Below are 16,235 nucleotides of genomic sequence, written 5' to 3' on the forward strand. Positions count from 1 at the left end.
TGTTCTGTCGCCTGAAGGACTGGAGACGCATCGCCACCCGCTTCGACCGTAACATCAAGACCTTCATGGCTGCCATCGCCTTCGCAGCAGCCGTCATCTGGTGGTTATGAGTCCGGACCCTAGGGACACCGACAGCCGGTTTTGAAACCACCCGGTATCATCTGTCCGATAAATATGATTCCCGGACACAGGACTGGTGCCATGGAATTGAGCGTGCCACACCGGCTTGGTGACCCGTTTCCTCGCCTCCCCGTCGCCCAACGATCCGGCCGATCTGCTGATTGAACCCGTTTTCCTGCCGGTCGCAACCGAGCAGCCCGCACTCCCCGCGATCCTCGACGCCAAGATCGAGCGCGCGGCGGCTTATGCCAGGGCGGCGCGGTCGGCCGCGACGCGGCGGGCGTATGAGTCCGACTGGGCGATCTTCACCGCGTGGTGCGCCGCGCACCAGCTCGGTGCGCTGCCGGCGACGCCGGACGTCGTGGCAGTGTTCGCGAGCGATCAGGCGACGGCGGGGCGCAATCCGGCGACGATCGGGCGGCGCGTGGCGGCGATCGGGCATCATCACCGCGCCGCGGGCTATCCGGCGCCGACCGCTCTGCCGACCGCGGGACGCCTTGCCGAGGTGCTCGCCGGGATCCGTGCCGAACATGGCGGTGCGAAGCGGCGCAAGGCGCCCGCCGACGCCGCGGCGTTGCGCAACATGTTGGCGGCGATTCCCGGCGACGGCCTGCGCGCGGTGCGCGACCGGGCGATCCTGGCGATTGGGATGGCGGCCGCGCTGCGCCGGTCGGAGATCGTCGCGCTCACCGTCAATCATGTCGGGATCGTGCCCGAGGGGCTGCGGCTGACGATCGCGCGGTCGAAGACCGACCAGGCGGGAGAGGGGGCGGTGATCGCGATCCCCGAAGGCTCGCGGATCCGGCCCAAGGCGCTGCTGCTCGACTGGATGGCGGCGGCCGGGCATCGCGAGGGGCCGCTGTTCCGCCGGCTGTCGCGTGCCGATGCGCTGACCCCGGCCGCGATGTCGGATCGGGCGATCGCGCGGCTGGTGCAGCAGCATGCCGCTGCGGCGGGCTATGACCCGACGCAGTTCGCCGGCCATTCGCTGCGTGCGGGGTTCCTCACCGAGGGCGCGGCGCAGGGGGCGACGATCTTCAAGCTGCAGGAGGTCAGCCGGCACAAGTCGGTGCAGGTGTTGTCCGATTATGTCCGCAACGCCGAGCTGTTCAAGGATCACGCGGGACAGCGTTTCCTGTAGACGTGTCGCCCCGCATACACGTGGACGTCACTACATGTAGACAATTCGACGTGTCGTCACCTCGGCCAGCCGCCGGCGCGTGACCGGCGGGTCTTCGTACAGGTCGCGGATGGCGCGTCGGCGGAAGGCGTTCCACCAGCGTTGCCAGCGGTGTTCGGCGGCATCGTGGAGCATGTGGCAGCGCTGGCACAGAGCGGCGAGGTTGGCGGGCGCGTTGTTGCCGGGATCGTGGTCGAGGTGCGCGCAGGCGAGCACGACATAGGTGGTGCGCACGTCGGCGAGCAACGCGGCATCGCGGACGGCGACGCGCCGGCCATGGTGCGAGCGCCAGATCCGTGCCTCGCCATCCCACCAGCGCCCGTCGCCGAGATGCGCGATCCGCCGACGGTGCGGCCGGCGGCAGCGTTCGCAGCGGGCGCCGGCGCGGACGAAGCGGATCGCGTGCGACAGCTGCGTCCAGTCGATCGGGTAAAGCCAGCGGTTCTCGGCGCGGATCGGCATCCCGATTCTATGAATCATCGGCGATTCGCTGCAAAGCGCTTTTTTCCGGGCACCGGGAAACGCACTAACCGCCCGAAACCAAATCGGATCAGGAAACGTTGCGGCCTTACAATAACTTGGGGGTCCTTTGTTTATCCTGCATCTCGCCCTCGGCGGGTGTCTCAAGGCGCCGCCCGTCGATTACGGGATCACCGCGGACACCGGCGGGCATATCGCCTATATCCTCGACGCGGCGCGGGCGCAGGGCGCCTGCGCGGGGGTCAGCCACGTCTCGATCGTCACGCGCGCGTTCGACGATCCGCGGCTCGGCGCGGCGCATGGCGGGCCTCGCGAGCGGGTCGATGCGCGGGTCGCGATCGACCGCATCGCCACCCCCTGCCGCGCCTATCTGGAAAAGGACGCGCTGGCGGCGGAATTGCCCGCCTTTACGGAAGGATTCTGCGCGCACCTCGCCGCGCTGCCGCGCCTGCCCGACGTCATCCACGCGCATTTCGCCGATGCCGCCGCGGTCGCGCGCGTCGCGCAGGCGCGGTTCGGCATCCCCTTCGTCTACACGCCGCACGCGCTGGGGATCGACAAGCGTGCGCAGGGGCTCGGCTGCGACGAGGGCCGGATCCGCGCCGAGCGCGCGGCGATCGCCGGCGCCGCGGCGATCATCGTGTCGACGCATGACGAGGCGGAGCGGCAGATCGGCGGCTATGGCGTCGCGGTCGCCGGGCGCATCCACTGCCTGCCCCCCGGCGTGCCGCAGCGCGTGGACCCCGACGGGGCGGCGACGCTGGCGAACCGCTTGGGCGACTGGTTCGACCGGCCGGAGCTGCCGATCCTGCTCGCCGTGGCGCGGCCGGTCGCCAAGAAGAACCTCGCCGCGCTGGTCCGCGCCTACGCCGGCGATGCCGCGTTGCAGGCGCGCGCCAATCTGGTCGTCCTCGCCGGGTGCCACGACCATGCTGCGGGCGAGGAACGCGAGGTGCTCGCCGAACTGGCCGCGCTCGCCGCGGACCCGGCGCTGGCGGCGCGCGTCGCGCTGCCGCCGCGGCACGATGCGGCGGACGTCGCCGCGCTCTACGATCGCGCTGCGCAGGGCGGGGTGTTCGTCAACCCGGCGCTGCACGAACCGTTCGGCCTGACGCTGATCGAGGCGGCCGCGGCGGGCGTGCCGGTGGTCGCGACCGCCAATGGCGGGCCGGCCGAGATCGTCGCGACGCTGCGCCACGGCATGCTCGTCGATCCGCGCGACGAGGGCGGAATCGCGCGCGCCTGCCGCGACATCGTCGGCGATTCGCGACGCCATGCCGCGCTGTCCGCCGCGGGACGAGCGCGCGTGGGTGCCTATTGCTGGGAGCGTTATGCCGCCGCCTCGGTCGCGGTCTATCGCGATGCCGCCGCGCCGCGGCTGCTCGCCTGCGACATCGACAATACGCTGACCGGATGCCGGGCGGGCGCGGCGGCCTTCGCGGCGTGGCGCAGCGCATCGCCGCTCGGCTTCGTCGTCGCGACCGGACGGGGGATCGAGGCGGCGCGTGCGATCCTGTCGCGCTGGCAGCTGCCCGAGCCCGATGCGTTCATCGTCGATGTCGGCACGCGGCTGTGGCTGGCCGATGACACCGGTGGCTGGCGCGAATGCGCCGATTATGCGCGGACGCTCGACCGCGACTGGGATCGCGAGGCGGTCGCGCGCGCGCTGGCGCCGCTCGGGGTGACGCCGCAGCCGGCGGAGACCGCCGGGCCGCACAAGCTCAGTTTCTTCGGCGACGACGCCGATGCCGCGCGGATCCGCGCGACGCTCGCCGCGGCGGGGCTGCGGGCGCGGGTGATCTTCTCGCACGGGCGGCTGATCGACGTGCTCGCGCCCGCCGGCGGCAAGGCCGCCGCCATCGCCGCTTATGCCGCGCGCGCCGGCTGGTCGCTCGGCCAGTGCATCGCCGCGGGCGACAGCGGCAACGACGTCGACATGCTCGACGCCTGCGGCCATGCGATCGTCGTCGGCAATGCCAGCGACGAGCTCGCCGATCTGTGCCCGCGGCCCGGGCTGCACCGGGTCGATGCGCATCATGCGGCGGGCGTGCTGGAGGGGCTGGAGCGGCTCGGCCTCGTCCCCGTGGCGCTGGCGGAGGCGGCATGAGGCCGTTCGGCTATTTCGTCCATCACCAGGGCCGCGGCCATGCCGAACGCTGCGCGGCGATCGCCTGGGCGTTGCCGCCGGCCCGGCCGCTGACCTTGTTCTGCGCGCGCGACGATATCTTCCCGCCGCTGCCCGGCCATGTCGCGATTCTGCGCATCCCCTCGCTGTTCGAGCCGACCGGCGACGAGGCGGGGTCGATGGACTGGGTGCCGACGCCCGAGACGCTGCATTGCGCGCCCTTGGGCTGGCCGGGTATCCGGCGGGCGATGGCGACGATCGCCGGCTGGTTCGACGCGGCCGATCCGGCGCTGATGATCTGCGACGTGTCGGCCGAGATCGCGCAGCTGGCGCGGATCTGTTCGGTGCCGCACGTCAAGGTGCTGCAGCACGGCGACCGCGGCGATCCCGGGCATCGCGCGGCGTACGATGGCGCGGCGGGGCTGCTCGCCCCCTTCCATGCCGGTCTCGCCCAGCCCGAATGGGATGCGGGGATGCTTGGCCGCACCTGTTTCGCCGGCGGGCTCGGCGTCGATACGCGCGTGCCCGAGCGCGAGGTCGCGCGGCAGCGGATCGGCGTCGCCCCGGACGAGGAGATGGTCCTCGTCGTCGCGGGCGGGGGTGGCGGCGGCTTCGCGGCTGCACCGCTCGGCGTCGGTGCGCGCGCGACGCCGGCCGCGCGCTGGATCACGATCGGGCCGGTGCAGCGCGACTGGCACGCGACCGAGCCCGCCAATCTGGAACACCGCGGCTGGGTCGAGGATGCCGCCGACCATATCGCCGCGGCGGATCTGGTGATCGCCTCGACCGGCAATACGACGTGCCAGCAGGTTCTGAGCGCGGGGCGGCCGTGGCTGGCGGTACCCGAATGGCGCTATTTCGACGAACAGCACCGCAAGGCGCAGGCGCTCGCCGCGGCGGGCGTCGCCTGCGTGCGGCCGCACCTGCCCTCGTCGGCGGGCGGGTGGATCGAGGCGCTGGCCGAGACGCGCGCGGGCCATCGGCCGGAGGCGCAGCGCGCGATGATCGACGACGCGCCGGCGGAGAAGGCGGCGGCATGGCTGGAGGCGCTGAGCGACCGGTTGTGGACGCCGCGGGGCGTGGTGCCGGTGGTGGAGGGGCATTCCCTATGACCCACACCCCCCGTCACCCCGGACTTGGGTCCCATCAAAGTATTACTTTGATGGGGTCCCTTGTTCCGGGGTCCACTCCGCGGCGAGGCGCAGGGCTGGAGGCGCGAACGTACGCTCGCGGCCCTGTGGACCCCGGAACAAGTCCGGGGTGACGAAGCCCTTGTGGTAACGTCGCGCCCTTTGACGACCAGCCAGCCTTTTCCCCCCAAGCCCCCTCCCCCGCAGGAACCCCATCATGACCGTATCCGTCGTCACGCTCGCTAGGGGGCGGCCAGACCATCTCGTCAATCTGGTCCGCGGTCTCGCGCGTCAGAGCCTGCCGCCCGCCGAGCTGATCGTCGCGGTGATGCAGGAGGAGGCGTACGACCTGCCCCCCGCCCCCTTCCCGATCCGCCAGATGCACGTTGTCGCCGACGCGCTGCCGCTGGCCGCGGCGCGCAACGCGGCCGCGCGCGCGGCGGTGGGTGAGGCGCTCGTCTTCCTCGACATGGACTGTATCCCGACGCCGGAGCTGGTCGCCGATTATGCCGGCTTCCTCGCCGACACCGACGCGCTGCTGATGGGCGAGGTGCTGTACCTGCCCGGCGGGGCGACCGAGGGCGACTGGTCGACCGACCGCTTCGCTGCCATCGCCGTGCAGCATTCCGACCGGCGCGGGCCCCCGCCGCAGGGGGTGGAGATCTGCAACGACTATCGCTGCTTCTGGTCGCTCAATTTCGCGATGCGGCGGTCGACCTTCCTCGATATCGGCGGGTTCGACGAACGCTATGTCGGCTATGGCGGCGAGGATACCGATTTCGGCAAGACGCTCGACCAGGCGGGCGTGCCGATCGCCTGGGTCAAGGGCGCGCGCGCCTATCACCAATATCACCCGCACCACATGCCGCCGGTCCACCATCTCGACAGCGTCGTGCGCAACGCGCAGCTGTTCGAGGCGAAATGGGGGTATCGGACGATGGGCCACTGGCTCTACGCGTTCCGCCTGATGGGGCTGGTCGACGATGCCGCGGGGCGGCCGGTGCGCATCCTGCGCCGCCCGGGTCCCGACGACCTCGCGCTCACCGGGCAGCAGAGCCACCAGCCCTATGCCAATACCGCCAGCGTCATCCGCGTGCTCGAGGCGCGGGTGGCGGCGTGAGGATCGCGATCCTGGGGCACGTCCGCCAGCGGATCGCCCAGCCCTTCGCCGGGGGGATGGAGGCGCATTGCTGGCAGCTGACCGCGGGATTGCAGGCGCGCGGGCATGACGTGACCTTGTTCGCCGCGGGCGACAGCGATCCGCGCTTCCGCATCGATCCGGTCGTGCCCGAGCATTATGAGCGCGTCTTTCCCTGGGCCGAGCATCGCGGCAGCGCGCCGCTGATCGCGCATCTCGACGCGGGCTATGCCGCCGCCTGCGACCGGATCGCGGCCGGCGGGTTCGACGTGGTGCACAACAACAGCCTGCACCGCTTCCCGATCGAGCCGCGGCGCACCGCGGTGACGCCGACCGTCACCTCGCTGCACGTGCCCCCCTATGACGCGCTGCACTGGTTCGTGCGCGCGAGCGCGACACCGGGGCATCGCCTTACCGTCACCTCGGCACCGCAGCTTGCCGCCTGGTGGCCGGAAGGGGCGCCGGCCGAGGCATCGGTGCTGCACAACGGCATCGACCCCGCCGCCTGGCCCTTCGTACGCCAAGGCGACGGCAGCGCGGTCTGGTGCGGACGGGTGACGCCCAACAAGGGGACGCATTGCGCGGTGCAGGCGGCGCGGGCCGCGGGCGTGCCGCTTACCCTGTTCGGGCCGATCGAGGACCCGGATTACTGGGCGGCCGAGGTCGAACCCTTGCTCGGCCCCGACGTGCGCTACGGCGGGCATCTCGCCGGCGACGCGCTGGCGGCCGAACTGGGCCGGGCGTCGGTGTTCCTGTTCACGCCATGCTGGGACGAGCCGTTCGGGCTGGTCGCGGCGGAGGCGATGGCGTGCGGCCTGCCCGTCGCCGCCTTCGATGCGGGCGCGGCGCGCGAGGTGATCGGCGAGGCCGGCGCCTTCGCCCCCGCCGGCGACGTCGCGGGTCTGGCGGAGGCAATTCGAGTGGCGCTCTCCCTCCCCCGCGCGGCATCGCGGCAACGCGTCGAGCGCCTGTTCACCCGCGACCGATGGCTCGACCGCTGCGAGGCGCTGTACCGCGACGCGAGCGACGCGCGCGCGCTGGCGGCGTGATGGGCCGCGCCCGCTCGACCACTCTACATACACTTCCCCGGCGAAGGCCGGGGCCCAGTGGGGTGAAGCTTCGTCATGACGTACGACGGCCATCGCAACTGGGCCACGGCCTCCGCCGGGGCGGCGACGAGGGTGACGCCATGATCCCTGCGATCCCCGCCGCATGACCAACCTCGCCGCACTCGCCGCCCCGTATCGCGCGCATGTCGCGCCGGGGCAGGCCTATGCGCTGGTCGATTTTCCCGATCACGCCAATGTCGGCGACAGCGCGATCTGGCTGGGCGAGCTCGCGATCCTGCGCGCGCTGACCGGATGTGGACCCGTCTACGTGTCGACATGGCATGATTTCGACTTGGATGCGTTTCGCCGCGCCTGCCCGACCGGCCCGCTGTTCCTGCATGGCGGCGGCAATCTCGGCGACATCTGGCCGCATCACCAGCGTTTCCGCGAGGCCGTGCTGGCGGAGGTGCGCGACCGGCCGGTGGTGCAGCTGCCGCAATCGATCCACTTCCGCGACCCCGCGCGCGCGGCGCGCTTCGCGGCGCTGGTGGCGGATCATCCCGACTTTACGCTCTACGTGCGCGATGCGCGCAGCCTCGCGCTTGCGAACCGGTTCGCTTGCCCCACCCATCTCGTCCCCGATTCCGCGATGGCGCTGGGGCCGCAGCCGCGGGGAGAGCCCGAGGTCCCGCTGCTGATGCTGCTGCGCAGCGACGACGAGCGCCGCGATCATGGCGGCCCCCCGCCCGCGCAGGCGCGCGTCGTCGACTGGCTGGAGGACGATGCCGGCATGCCCGCCGGCACCACGCCCGCGGCGCGCGAGGCACAGGCGCGCGCGAGGGTGGCACGCGGTCTGCGACTGCTGGGGCAGGGCGAGGTGGTGGTCACCGACCGGCTGCACGGCTCGATCCTCGCCGGGCTGCTGGCTATCCCGCACGTCGTCCTCGACAATGACTATGGCAAGATCGCCGCTTATCTGGCGGCATGGCCCTCTCCCGCCCTGACCGCGACGACGATGGCGCAGGCGGTGGAACTGGCCGGGCGGCTGCTGCCCGCACGGTGAAGCCGGACGTCACCCTGCTCGTCTGCACGCGCGACCGTGCCGCGTCGCTGGCGGCGACGCTCGCCTCGATATCGCGCGCGATCGACGCCGCGCCGGATTGCACGGTCGAGGTGGTGCTGGTCGACAATGGCTCGACCGACGATACGCCGCGACTGCTGGCGGAATGGCACGCCACGCAGCCCTTCCCCGTCCATCTGCTGCACGAGGCGCGGCCCGGCCTCGCCCGTGCGCGCAACCGCGGCCTTGCAAAGGCAAGCGGGCGGATCGTTGCGATGACCGACGACGATTGCGTGCTGCACCCGGACTATGTCGCCGCGCTGGTCCGCGCGTTCGGCGAGGTCGCGGCGCCGGCGATCATCGGCGGCCGCATCCTGCTCGGCGATCCCGCCGACCTGCCCGTCACCGTGAAGCTCGAGGATCATCCGATGGTCGCGGCGCCGGGCGCCTTTCCCGGCGGCTTCGTGATGGGCGCCAACCTCGCCTTCACCGCCGACGTGCCTGCCCTTGTCGGCCGCTTCGACGAACGCTTCGGCGCCGGCGCGCCGTTCGTCGCGGCGGAGGATACCGATTTCCTGTTCCGCGCGCAGGGCCTCGGCATCGCGTTGCGCTACGATCCGCGCTTCGTCGTCGACCACCACCACGGCCGCCGCGACCCGGCGGAGGAAACTGCGCTGCTCGCCGGCTACGGCTTCGGCGACGGCGCGCTCTACGCCAAGCACCGGCGCGACCCCCGCATCCTTCGCGCGATCCTGCGCGACCTCGCCGACCTGCGCCGCGACCTGACCGATCCCGTCACCACCCACACCGGCATCCGCGCCTTCTACACGTTCCGCCTGCGTCACAAGATCAGGGGGATGCTGGGCTATTGGCGGCATAGGGCACGACGGCCCAAGGGATGGTTAGTGCGTTTTTAACCGGCCGCGGGCACCTATGGGGGCATGGGGAGCGAAACCATCATGCGGACGGCGGGCCGGCGGGTGCCGAAAGCAGCGACGACCGATCCGTGGCGCTATCTGATCGGGCGTTTCGGTCTGTTGCAGATCGCCGCGGCGCTGGTGATGACGATCGCTTATGCGCCGGCCGGGCCGGTGCGCTTGTCGCTCTATTATTTCCTCGATCAGGACCGCTATCTGCTGCTGTTTGGGGGCGGCGTTCTGTTGCTCCTCGCCTATTGGCCCTTGCCTGGCCGGCCGCTGCCCGGCGTGTCGCGGACGCGTGCGGTCCAACTGAGCGCGATCGCCGCGATCGTCGCCTATCTCGGCACTTTCTTCGTCCTGCATCGCATTGCGCTGTCGGGGGACGAACAGTCGGCGAATTTCGCGATGCATTATTTCGCCAAAGGGCAGATTGCCTGGGCGGTGCCGGACGGCATGCACGATCTAGTGCCGGCGATGACGCCGGTCTACACGTTCATCCGAGGTGATGGTGCCTATCTGACTTCGGCCTATCTGCCGGTTTCCGCCGCGATCCGCGCACTCGCCGAGGCGCTGGGCGATGGCTGGCTGGCGGGACCGCTGCTGTTGTTCGTCGGTGCGACCGCGATCTGGCGGGCCGCGCGGATCATGTGGCCGGATCGCGGTTATGCGGCGACGGTCGCGCTCGTGCTGGTGCTGAGCGCGCCGCAGGTGCTGATGAACGCCATGTCGCCGTTCGCGACCACCGCGCACTTCTCGCTGAACGCGTTATGGCTCGTGTGCTTCCTGCGCGGCGGCCGCGTCGGACACGGCGCGGCGCTGCTGATCGGACTGGCGGCGACCGGTCTGCATCAATGGCATTTCCACATCATGTTCGTCAGCGGCTTCATCGTCTGGCTGTGGCTCGACCGACGCCGGCCGCTAGCGCTGCTCTATGCGGCAGCCTGCTGCGCCTATCTGCTCGTGTGGCAGGTGGGGTATGGCGCGCTGATGGATGCCCTGCTGGGCGCGGTGCAGACTGACGGCAAACCGCATTCGACGCTGATCGAGATACTGATCGGGCGCCTTCATCGACTGGACCAGCTCGAGCCGGCGGAAAGCCTGTCGCGCTTCGCAGCATGGCAGGTGATGCTGTTGCTGCCGCTGGCATTGGCGGGGGCGACCGGCCTGCGCGATCCGGACGGGCGCTGGTCGCCGCTGCTGGGGTGCGCGCTGGCATGCGCTCTGGGGCTGCTGGCGTTGACCTTTCAGGATCGCGGTTTCGGTTATCGCTACCTCCACGGCCTGATCCCCGCCTTCGGCCTGCTCGCCGCGCGCGGCTGGCTGGTGCTGGAGGAGCAAAGGGGCAAACCGCTGCCCGCCGCGGCGCTGTGGACGGCCGCGCTGCTGACGCTGGCGGTCGGCCTGCCCTTCGCGATGTGGCGGTCGGTCGTCTATGCCGCACCGTTCGAGGCCGCCTATCGTGCGGTGCGTTCGGCGCCGGCGGATTACGTGCTGATCGACACCCGGCAGGTCGCCTATCTGAAGGATATCGTCAGGATCGACGATGCCGCGCCGACACCCGTGCTGCTCGATCTCGGCTATGTCCCCGCGGCGACGCTCACTCGGCTGTGTACACGCAGCCGTGTCATGCTGTTCGACCGGCATCAGGCGAAGGCGTTGCATATGACGTTGCTGCGGCGGCCGACGGAGGAGAATGCGACCACGATCGCGGCGCGGCGTGCGCAGCTGCACAGGTTGGGATGCGCTATGCCGGTTCCGGTCTAGCGGATGTCCTATTGGGCCATGGTTCAGCTATCGGGCGTTATCGACGGGACCATGGAGGCCCGTATGACCCGCCTGATCTTTGCCATCGTTGCCCTCGCCTTCGCCGGCACCGGAGCCCTTGCCAGCATCGACCCCTCGCCCAAACCAGGCGGCGTCTATCGGCTGAAGCCCGGCATCTACGTCGCGCAAGGGGCGAGCTGTCGCGATCCGGCGAATGCGGTGATCCGGCAGTATGACGGGCGCGGGATCAGCGGGGCGCACAGCCGGGCCTGCCGTGCCAAGATCCTGTCGCGACGCGGCAACCGCTTCGTCGTCGATCAGTCGTGCATCGATGCCGGCACCGGCCCCGCACCGCGCTCGACCGAGCGGCAGACGGTGACGGTTCGCGATGCGCTGACCTTCACGCAAGCCACGCGCGGCGCCCCGACGACCTATCTATATTGCCCGATCGACCAGCTGCCCGCAGGGCTACGCAGCGCATTGCGCTGACGCAGCCCTTCTAGGATCAGCGGCAGACGCGCACGCGGCGCTGATGGCGGATCACGGTGCGGCAGCGGTCGTGCCGGTCGCGCCCGAAATGGCGGCCGCGATCGTGGCGCGCGTCGCGGTAGCCGCGATGATCGCGGGCGTCGCGATGGTCGCGCTGTTCGTAGCGGCCGCGGTCATGGTCGCGGCGCTGCGCGTCCGCGCTGCCGGCGGTGGCGACGGTCGCGGCGATCATGCCGACGGCCGCGAGGATCGTGCTCAATTTCATGGATCATCCTTTCGCGCTCCGGGGCGGCGCGCGACAGGCATTACGCAGCCGACACGACATCGTTCCTGACCGATCGACGCGGCGTCGTCGCGCCCTACCGCGGCGTCAGCTCGACCAGCGCGCCGCCATCGCCGTCGCGTAGCAAGGAGCATACGCCGGCTTGGCGCGTCACGGCTTGCGCGGGCGCCGCGACGTGTGGCGTCGCGCCGGTGGCACGTCCCCCGGTGTCCTCGATCGGCGCAATAGCCTCGTCGACCTTCGCCAGCGCCGCCTCGGCATATTGCGATGTGAATATATTCAGGCACGAATAGGCCGACATCGGTACTCGACGCCTGTCACGAAACCGTCACCGCAACCCCATGCCCGTGTAACAAACCCCCGCCACGGGACCCCTCGAACGACCGGTGCGGTACGTGCCGGCGTCATCACGCTCGAGGGGGAGCATCATGCACGCCATCCGTTTCGGCATCCGCGCATCCGCGGGTGTCTCGCTCATCGCCCTCGCGCTGGCGGGTACGCCGGCGTTCGCCGCGGCCGATCCGGTTAGCGACGCCGCCTCCCCCGCCGCGGCCGCGGCGCCGGGTGCGAGCGTGTCGGGGCGCGTCTATGATGCGACCGGGGTCGCGCTGCCCGGCGCGCGCGTCGTCGTGGAGGGGACGGGCGCCGAGGCGACCACCAACCTGCAGGGCGAATTCACCGTCGCCGCGCCCGATGCGGTGGGCGACGTGACGCTGCTGATCGACTATCTCGGCCGTCTGCCGGCAACGCGTACCGTCACCGCTGCGGAGCGTGGCCGCGCGGTGTCCTTCACCCTCCCCGCCGCGGGTGCATCGGAGGGCGATATCGTCGTCGTCGGTGCCTCGCTGCTCGACAATACCGCGCGCGCGCTCAACCAGCAGCGCACCGCCGACAACACGATCACCGTCATCTCGGCGGACGCGATCGGCCGCTTCCCCGATCCCAACATCGCCGAGGCGCTGCAGCGCGCGCCCGGCGTCGGCATCGAGCGCGACCAGGGCGAGGGCCGCTACATCAACGTCCGCGGCGCGCCGTCCGAATTCTCGGCGGTGTCGGTCGACGGCATCCAGATCCCCTCGGTCGATCCCACCACGCGCGCGGTCGATCTCGACACGCTGCCATCCGACATCGTCGCCAATATCGAGGTGACCAAGTCGCTGCTCCCCAGCCAGGATGCGGACTCGATCTCGGGCGCGGTCAATATCGCGACGCGCTCGGCGTTCGACCGCAAGGGCTTCGCGCTGACCGGCATGGCGGGCGCCAGCTACAACCAGTTCGGCAAGGGCAGCGACTATCGCGGCTCGGCCGCGGTCAGCGACACGTTCGGACCCGACCGCCAGTTCGGGCTGCTGCTGTCGGGGAGCTATTCGAAGACGCATCGCCGCCCCGACAACGTCGAGAACACCTGGAGCCAGACGCCTGCGGGCCTGCGCGTCACCGAAACCCTGTTCAAGGATTACGACACCAAGCGCCAGCGCATCGCCGGCACCGGTGCGTTCGAATGGCGTCCGTCCGACGCGACGCACGCCTGGGTGCGCGGCACCTATGCGCGGTTCGAGGACGACGAATTCCGCGACCGCATCGGCATCCTGTGGAGCGAGGGCACGCTACAGGCGGGTTCGACCGACCGCGCCGCGACCTATGCCAATACCCGCATCGAGAAGCAGGTGCGCCATCGCAAGCAGATCAACGAAATCTGGTCGGCGACCGGCGGGCTCGAACAGCGGCTGGGCGAAGGCACGATCCGCCTCGACGCCGCGTATAGCGAGAGCTCGCAGACCTATCCGCGCCGCGACGAGCTGCTGTTCCGTTCGAGCCTGCGGCCGACGCTGTCGTATGATTTCGCCGACGCCAATTTGCCCGCCTATTCGCTGTTCACCAGCAAGGAGCATCTGCAGACCGGCACCTACGCGTTCCGCGAGAACACCTATCGGTCGAACACGACCAAGAACGACGAGCTGACGCTCGCGGTGCGCAGCGACGTGCCGTTCGACGACACGCTGACGCTGTCGGCGGGCGGCAAGTATCGCGAGCGCCACATCAACGCTGACGAGGAGCGCTTCCGCGACCGCCGTACCAGCGCGGCGCCGAGCCAGACGCTGACCGGGCTGCTGTCCGATCAGGAATCGCGCAACTTCGACTATGCGCTCGGCAACCGCTTCGACACCGGGCTCGCCGACGCCTATTTCGACGCGACCAAGGCGACCTCGGAACGCCGCCTGCCGCAGTCGCTGACCGCCGATTACACCGCCGAGGAAAAGATCCTCGGCATGTTCGGCATGGCGAAATACGTGAAGGAGGGCACGACGCTGATCGCCGGCCTGCGCGTCGAGACGACCAATTTCCTGAGCCAGGCGCCATCGGTCTCGCGCACCGGCGCGATCACCACCGCGCAGGGCAAGAGCGGCTATGTCGAATTCTTCCCCAATCTGACGCTGCGCCAGGCGTTCACCCCGAACCTGATCCTGCGCGCCGCTTTGTCCCGCGCGATCAATCGCCCCAATTTCCCGCAGATCGCGCCGCGCGTGCTCGAGACGACCGAGGGCAACACCGTGCGCGTCGAATTCGGCAATCCGGGGCTCGACCCGACGCTGTCGAACAATGCCGATGCGGGGCTCGAATATTACATCCGGCCGCTGGGGCTGATCGCGGTCAATGGTTTCTACAAGGACCTGACCGACTATCGCTACACGGTGAACAGCACCGGCACGTATCAGGGGCTGGCGGCGATCCTCAGCCGCCCGGTCAACGCGCGCCGCGGCGAATTGTACGGCGTCGAGGTCAACTGGCAGCAGCAGCTTAGCTTCCTGCCCGGCCTGCTCGGCGGCTTCGGCGTGTTCGCCAACTACACCTACACCCAGGGGCATGCGACGTTCGACGGCACCTATGGCGGGCGCAGCCGCTTCGCGCTGCCCGGCCAGTCGAAGCATATGTGGAACGCCAGCGTCTTCTACGAGCGCGGGCCGGTGAACCTGCGCGTCGCCTATACCAAGCGGTCGGACTATCTCGACGAGATCAACGCCGACAATCCCGCGCTGGACCTGTACTGGGAGGGCCGCGGCCAGCTCGACGTCACCGGCAGCGTCCAGCTGATGAAGGGCATCAACCTGTTCGCCGAGGGCAAGAACCTGACCAACACCGCCGGCGTCCGCTATTTCGGGACGCGCTATCGCACGTACGAATATGAGAAGTTCGGCTACACGATCTTCGGTGGTGTGCGGGTGAAACTGTGAGGCGCACCCTCCCCTTCCTGCTGCTCGCCGGCTGCGCGCCGGTGGCATCGGGGGGCCCGGTCGCGGCGCCGCTGACCGAGGCGCCGCAGGTCGCGGCCACCGCGGAGACCGATCCCGTCGACACCGCGCACGATGCCGCGGACGACCCCGCGATCTGGCGCAACCCGGCCGACCCGGCGAAGAGCCTCGTCATCGGCACCGACAAGAAGGCGGGCATCCACGTCTACGACCTCGCCGGCAAGCGCGTGTCGTTCACCCCCGCCGCGCGGCTCAACAACGTCGATCTGCGCGAGACGCAGGGACGTGTGATTGCGGTGGCGAGCGATCGCGCCGACGTGGCCCAGGCACATGTCTCGCTGTTCACGCTCGACACGTCGACACGTCGACTGGTGCCGATGGGCCGCTATCCGGCCGGCCCCGGCGAGGCGTACGGCATGTGCCTGTGGACGCGCGCGAAGGACAAGGCGCTGTTCGGCTTCGTCGTCCTGAAGGACGGCCGCATCGACCAGGTCAGCATCGACGTATCGGGCCCCTCCCCGCGCGTGACGACGGTGCGCAGCATGAAGCTCGGCACGCAGGCCGAAGGCTGCGTCGTCGACGACCGCACCGGCACGCTCTACGTCGCCGAGGAGGACGTCGGCCTGTGGCGCTTCGCCGCAGACCCCGCCGCGCCCGCCACGGCGACGCCGATCGCCAAGGTCGACGGCAAGACGCTGGTCGCCGACGCCGAAGGCCTCGCGCTCGCGCCGAAGGGCCGCACCGGCGGCTACCTCGTCGTCTCGAGCCAGGGCGACAACGCCTACACGCTCTACCGCCTGCCCGCGGTCACCTACGCCGGCCGCTTCCGCATCGGCGGAGGCAATATCGACGGCACGAGCGACACTGACGGCATCGAGCTGGCGCTGGGCGATTTCGGCCCGGATTACCCCAAAGGCCTGTTTGTGGCGCAAGACGGCGACAACGCCCCCGACACGCAGAACTTCAAATATGCGAGTTGGGCAAAGGTGTTGGCAGCGCTCGAATTATAGGACTGTCGACATGCCGCATGTCGACAGTCCGGCGATTGCACGGCGCATTTGATGAATGCGGGGCGGACAAGCCGTAAATATCCTGCACGGTCTCAGGAAACGCTTCCGTAGGGAGGCGGAGTGCAAGTGGCCTGTACGACGGCCACCGCGCGAACGGGAGTATCAATCTCGCCCTTCTCGGGGGGCGTGTGCCGTCGTCCGCAGCCTAAATCGGTTTTCCGCGTCAAAGCACGAAT

General features: G+C 70.0%; 14 protein-coding genes and 1 pseudogene. 12 read left to right on the top strand and 3 right to left on the bottom strand.

Features of this window, described 5'->3' with window-relative positions; genetic code table 11:
- Both M9979_RS14805 and M9979_RS14810 read left to right on the top strand, forming a co-directional pair.
- Window positions 1–110 (top strand): annotated as a pseudogene (locus M9979_RS14805) (IS5/IS1182 family transposase); the annotation flags it as partial.
- Window positions 111–280: 170 nt separating this feature from the next.
- Window positions 281–1,261, top strand: a complete 981-nt coding sequence (locus M9979_RS14810) for a site-specific integrase (protein ID WP_254290183.1) — start codon at window positions 281–283, stop codon at window positions 1,259–1,261.
- Window positions 1,262–1,291: 30 nt separating this feature from the next.
- Here M9979_RS14810 and M9979_RS14815 read toward each other — a convergent pair whose 3' ends face one another.
- Entirely contained in the window at window positions 1,292–1,780 is a 489-nt protein-coding gene (locus M9979_RS14815; RefSeq protein WP_254290137.1) for a hypothetical protein, read from the bottom strand.
- 109 nt (window positions 1,781–1,889) lie between these two features.
- On the opposite strand from M9979_RS14815, the gene M9979_RS14820 reads away from it, so the two are divergent.
- From M9979_RS14820 to M9979_RS14855, 8 genes are all read left to right on the top strand, one after another.
- Window positions 1,890–3,887, top strand: a complete 1,998-nt coding sequence (locus M9979_RS14820; RefSeq protein WP_254290138.1) for an HAD family hydrolase — start codon at window positions 1,890–1,892, stop codon at window positions 3,885–3,887.
- On the top strand, window positions 3,884–5,017 hold the full coding sequence (locus M9979_RS14825; RefSeq protein ID WP_254290139.1) for a glycosyltransferase: 1,134 nt from the start codon (window positions 3,884–3,886) through the stop codon (window positions 5,015–5,017). Before M9979_RS14820 ends, M9979_RS14825 begins: the two co-directional genes overlap by 4 nt.
- Window positions 5,018–5,252: 235 nt before the next feature.
- Window positions 5,253–6,155, top strand: a complete 903-nt coding sequence (locus M9979_RS14830) for a glycosyltransferase family 2 protein (protein ID WP_254290140.1) — start codon at window positions 5,253–5,255, stop codon at window positions 6,153–6,155.
- A complete protein-coding gene (locus M9979_RS14835; protein WP_254290141.1) occupies window positions 6,152–7,222 on the top strand; it encodes a glycosyltransferase in 1,071 nt (356 codons plus the stop codon). Before M9979_RS14830 ends, M9979_RS14835 begins: the two co-directional genes overlap by 4 nt.
- Before the next feature lie 163 nt (window positions 7,223–7,385).
- Window positions 7,386–8,285, top strand: a complete 900-nt coding sequence (locus tag M9979_RS14840; protein ID WP_254290142.1) for a polysaccharide pyruvyl transferase family protein — start codon at window positions 7,386–7,388, stop codon at window positions 8,283–8,285.
- Window positions 8,207–9,199, top strand: a complete 993-nt coding sequence (locus M9979_RS14845) for a glycosyltransferase family 2 protein (protein ID WP_254290143.1) — start codon at window positions 8,207–8,209, stop codon at window positions 9,197–9,199. The genes M9979_RS14840 and M9979_RS14845 overlap by 79 nt, the downstream gene beginning before the upstream one ends.
- 24 nt (window positions 9,200–9,223) lie before the next feature.
- Complete coding sequence (locus M9979_RS14850) at window positions 9,224–10,966, top strand: hypothetical protein (protein ID WP_254290144.1); 1,743 nt, start codon at window positions 9,224–9,226, stop codon at window positions 10,964–10,966.
- 63 nt (window positions 10,967–11,029) lie between these two features.
- The gene (locus M9979_RS14855; RefSeq protein WP_254290145.1) at window positions 11,030–11,455 is read left to right on the top strand and encodes a hypothetical protein; all 426 of its coding nucleotides are present in this window, start codon (window positions 11,030–11,032) and stop codon (window positions 11,453–11,455) included.
- Window positions 11,456–11,471: 16 nt separating this feature from the next.
- Here the strand turns inward: M9979_RS14855 and M9979_RS14860 are convergent, their stop codons facing one another.
- Together M9979_RS14860 and M9979_RS14865 are read right to left on the bottom strand one after the other, a co-directional pair.
- Complete coding sequence (locus M9979_RS14860) at window positions 11,472–11,720, bottom strand: hypothetical protein (RefSeq protein ID WP_254290146.1); 249 nt, start codon at window positions 11,718–11,720, stop codon at window positions 11,472–11,474.
- Window positions 11,721–11,814: 94 nt separating this feature from the next.
- Window positions 11,815–12,039 (bottom strand): hypothetical protein, encoded by a 225-nt coding sequence (locus tag M9979_RS14865; protein WP_254290147.1) that lies wholly within the window; start codon window positions 12,037–12,039, stop codon window positions 11,815–11,817.
- A gap of 127 nt (window positions 12,040–12,166) precedes the next feature.
- Between M9979_RS14865 and M9979_RS14870 the strand changes: the two genes are divergently transcribed.
- On the top strand, window positions 12,167–14,971 hold the full coding sequence (locus M9979_RS14870) for a TonB-dependent receptor (protein ID WP_254290148.1): 2,805 nt from the start codon (window positions 12,167–12,169) through the stop codon (window positions 14,969–14,971).
- Entirely contained in the window at window positions 14,968–15,999 is a 1,032-nt protein-coding gene (locus M9979_RS14875; RefSeq protein ID WP_254290149.1) for a phytase, read from the top strand. Before M9979_RS14870 ends, M9979_RS14875 begins: the two co-directional genes overlap by 4 nt.
- Window positions 16,000–16,235 lie beyond the last annotated feature (236 nt).

The organism is Sphingomonas liriopis (assembly GCF_024211255.1).
Lineage (GTDB): Bacteria > Pseudomonadota > Alphaproteobacteria > Sphingomonadales > Sphingomonadaceae > Sphingomonas > Sphingomonas liriopis.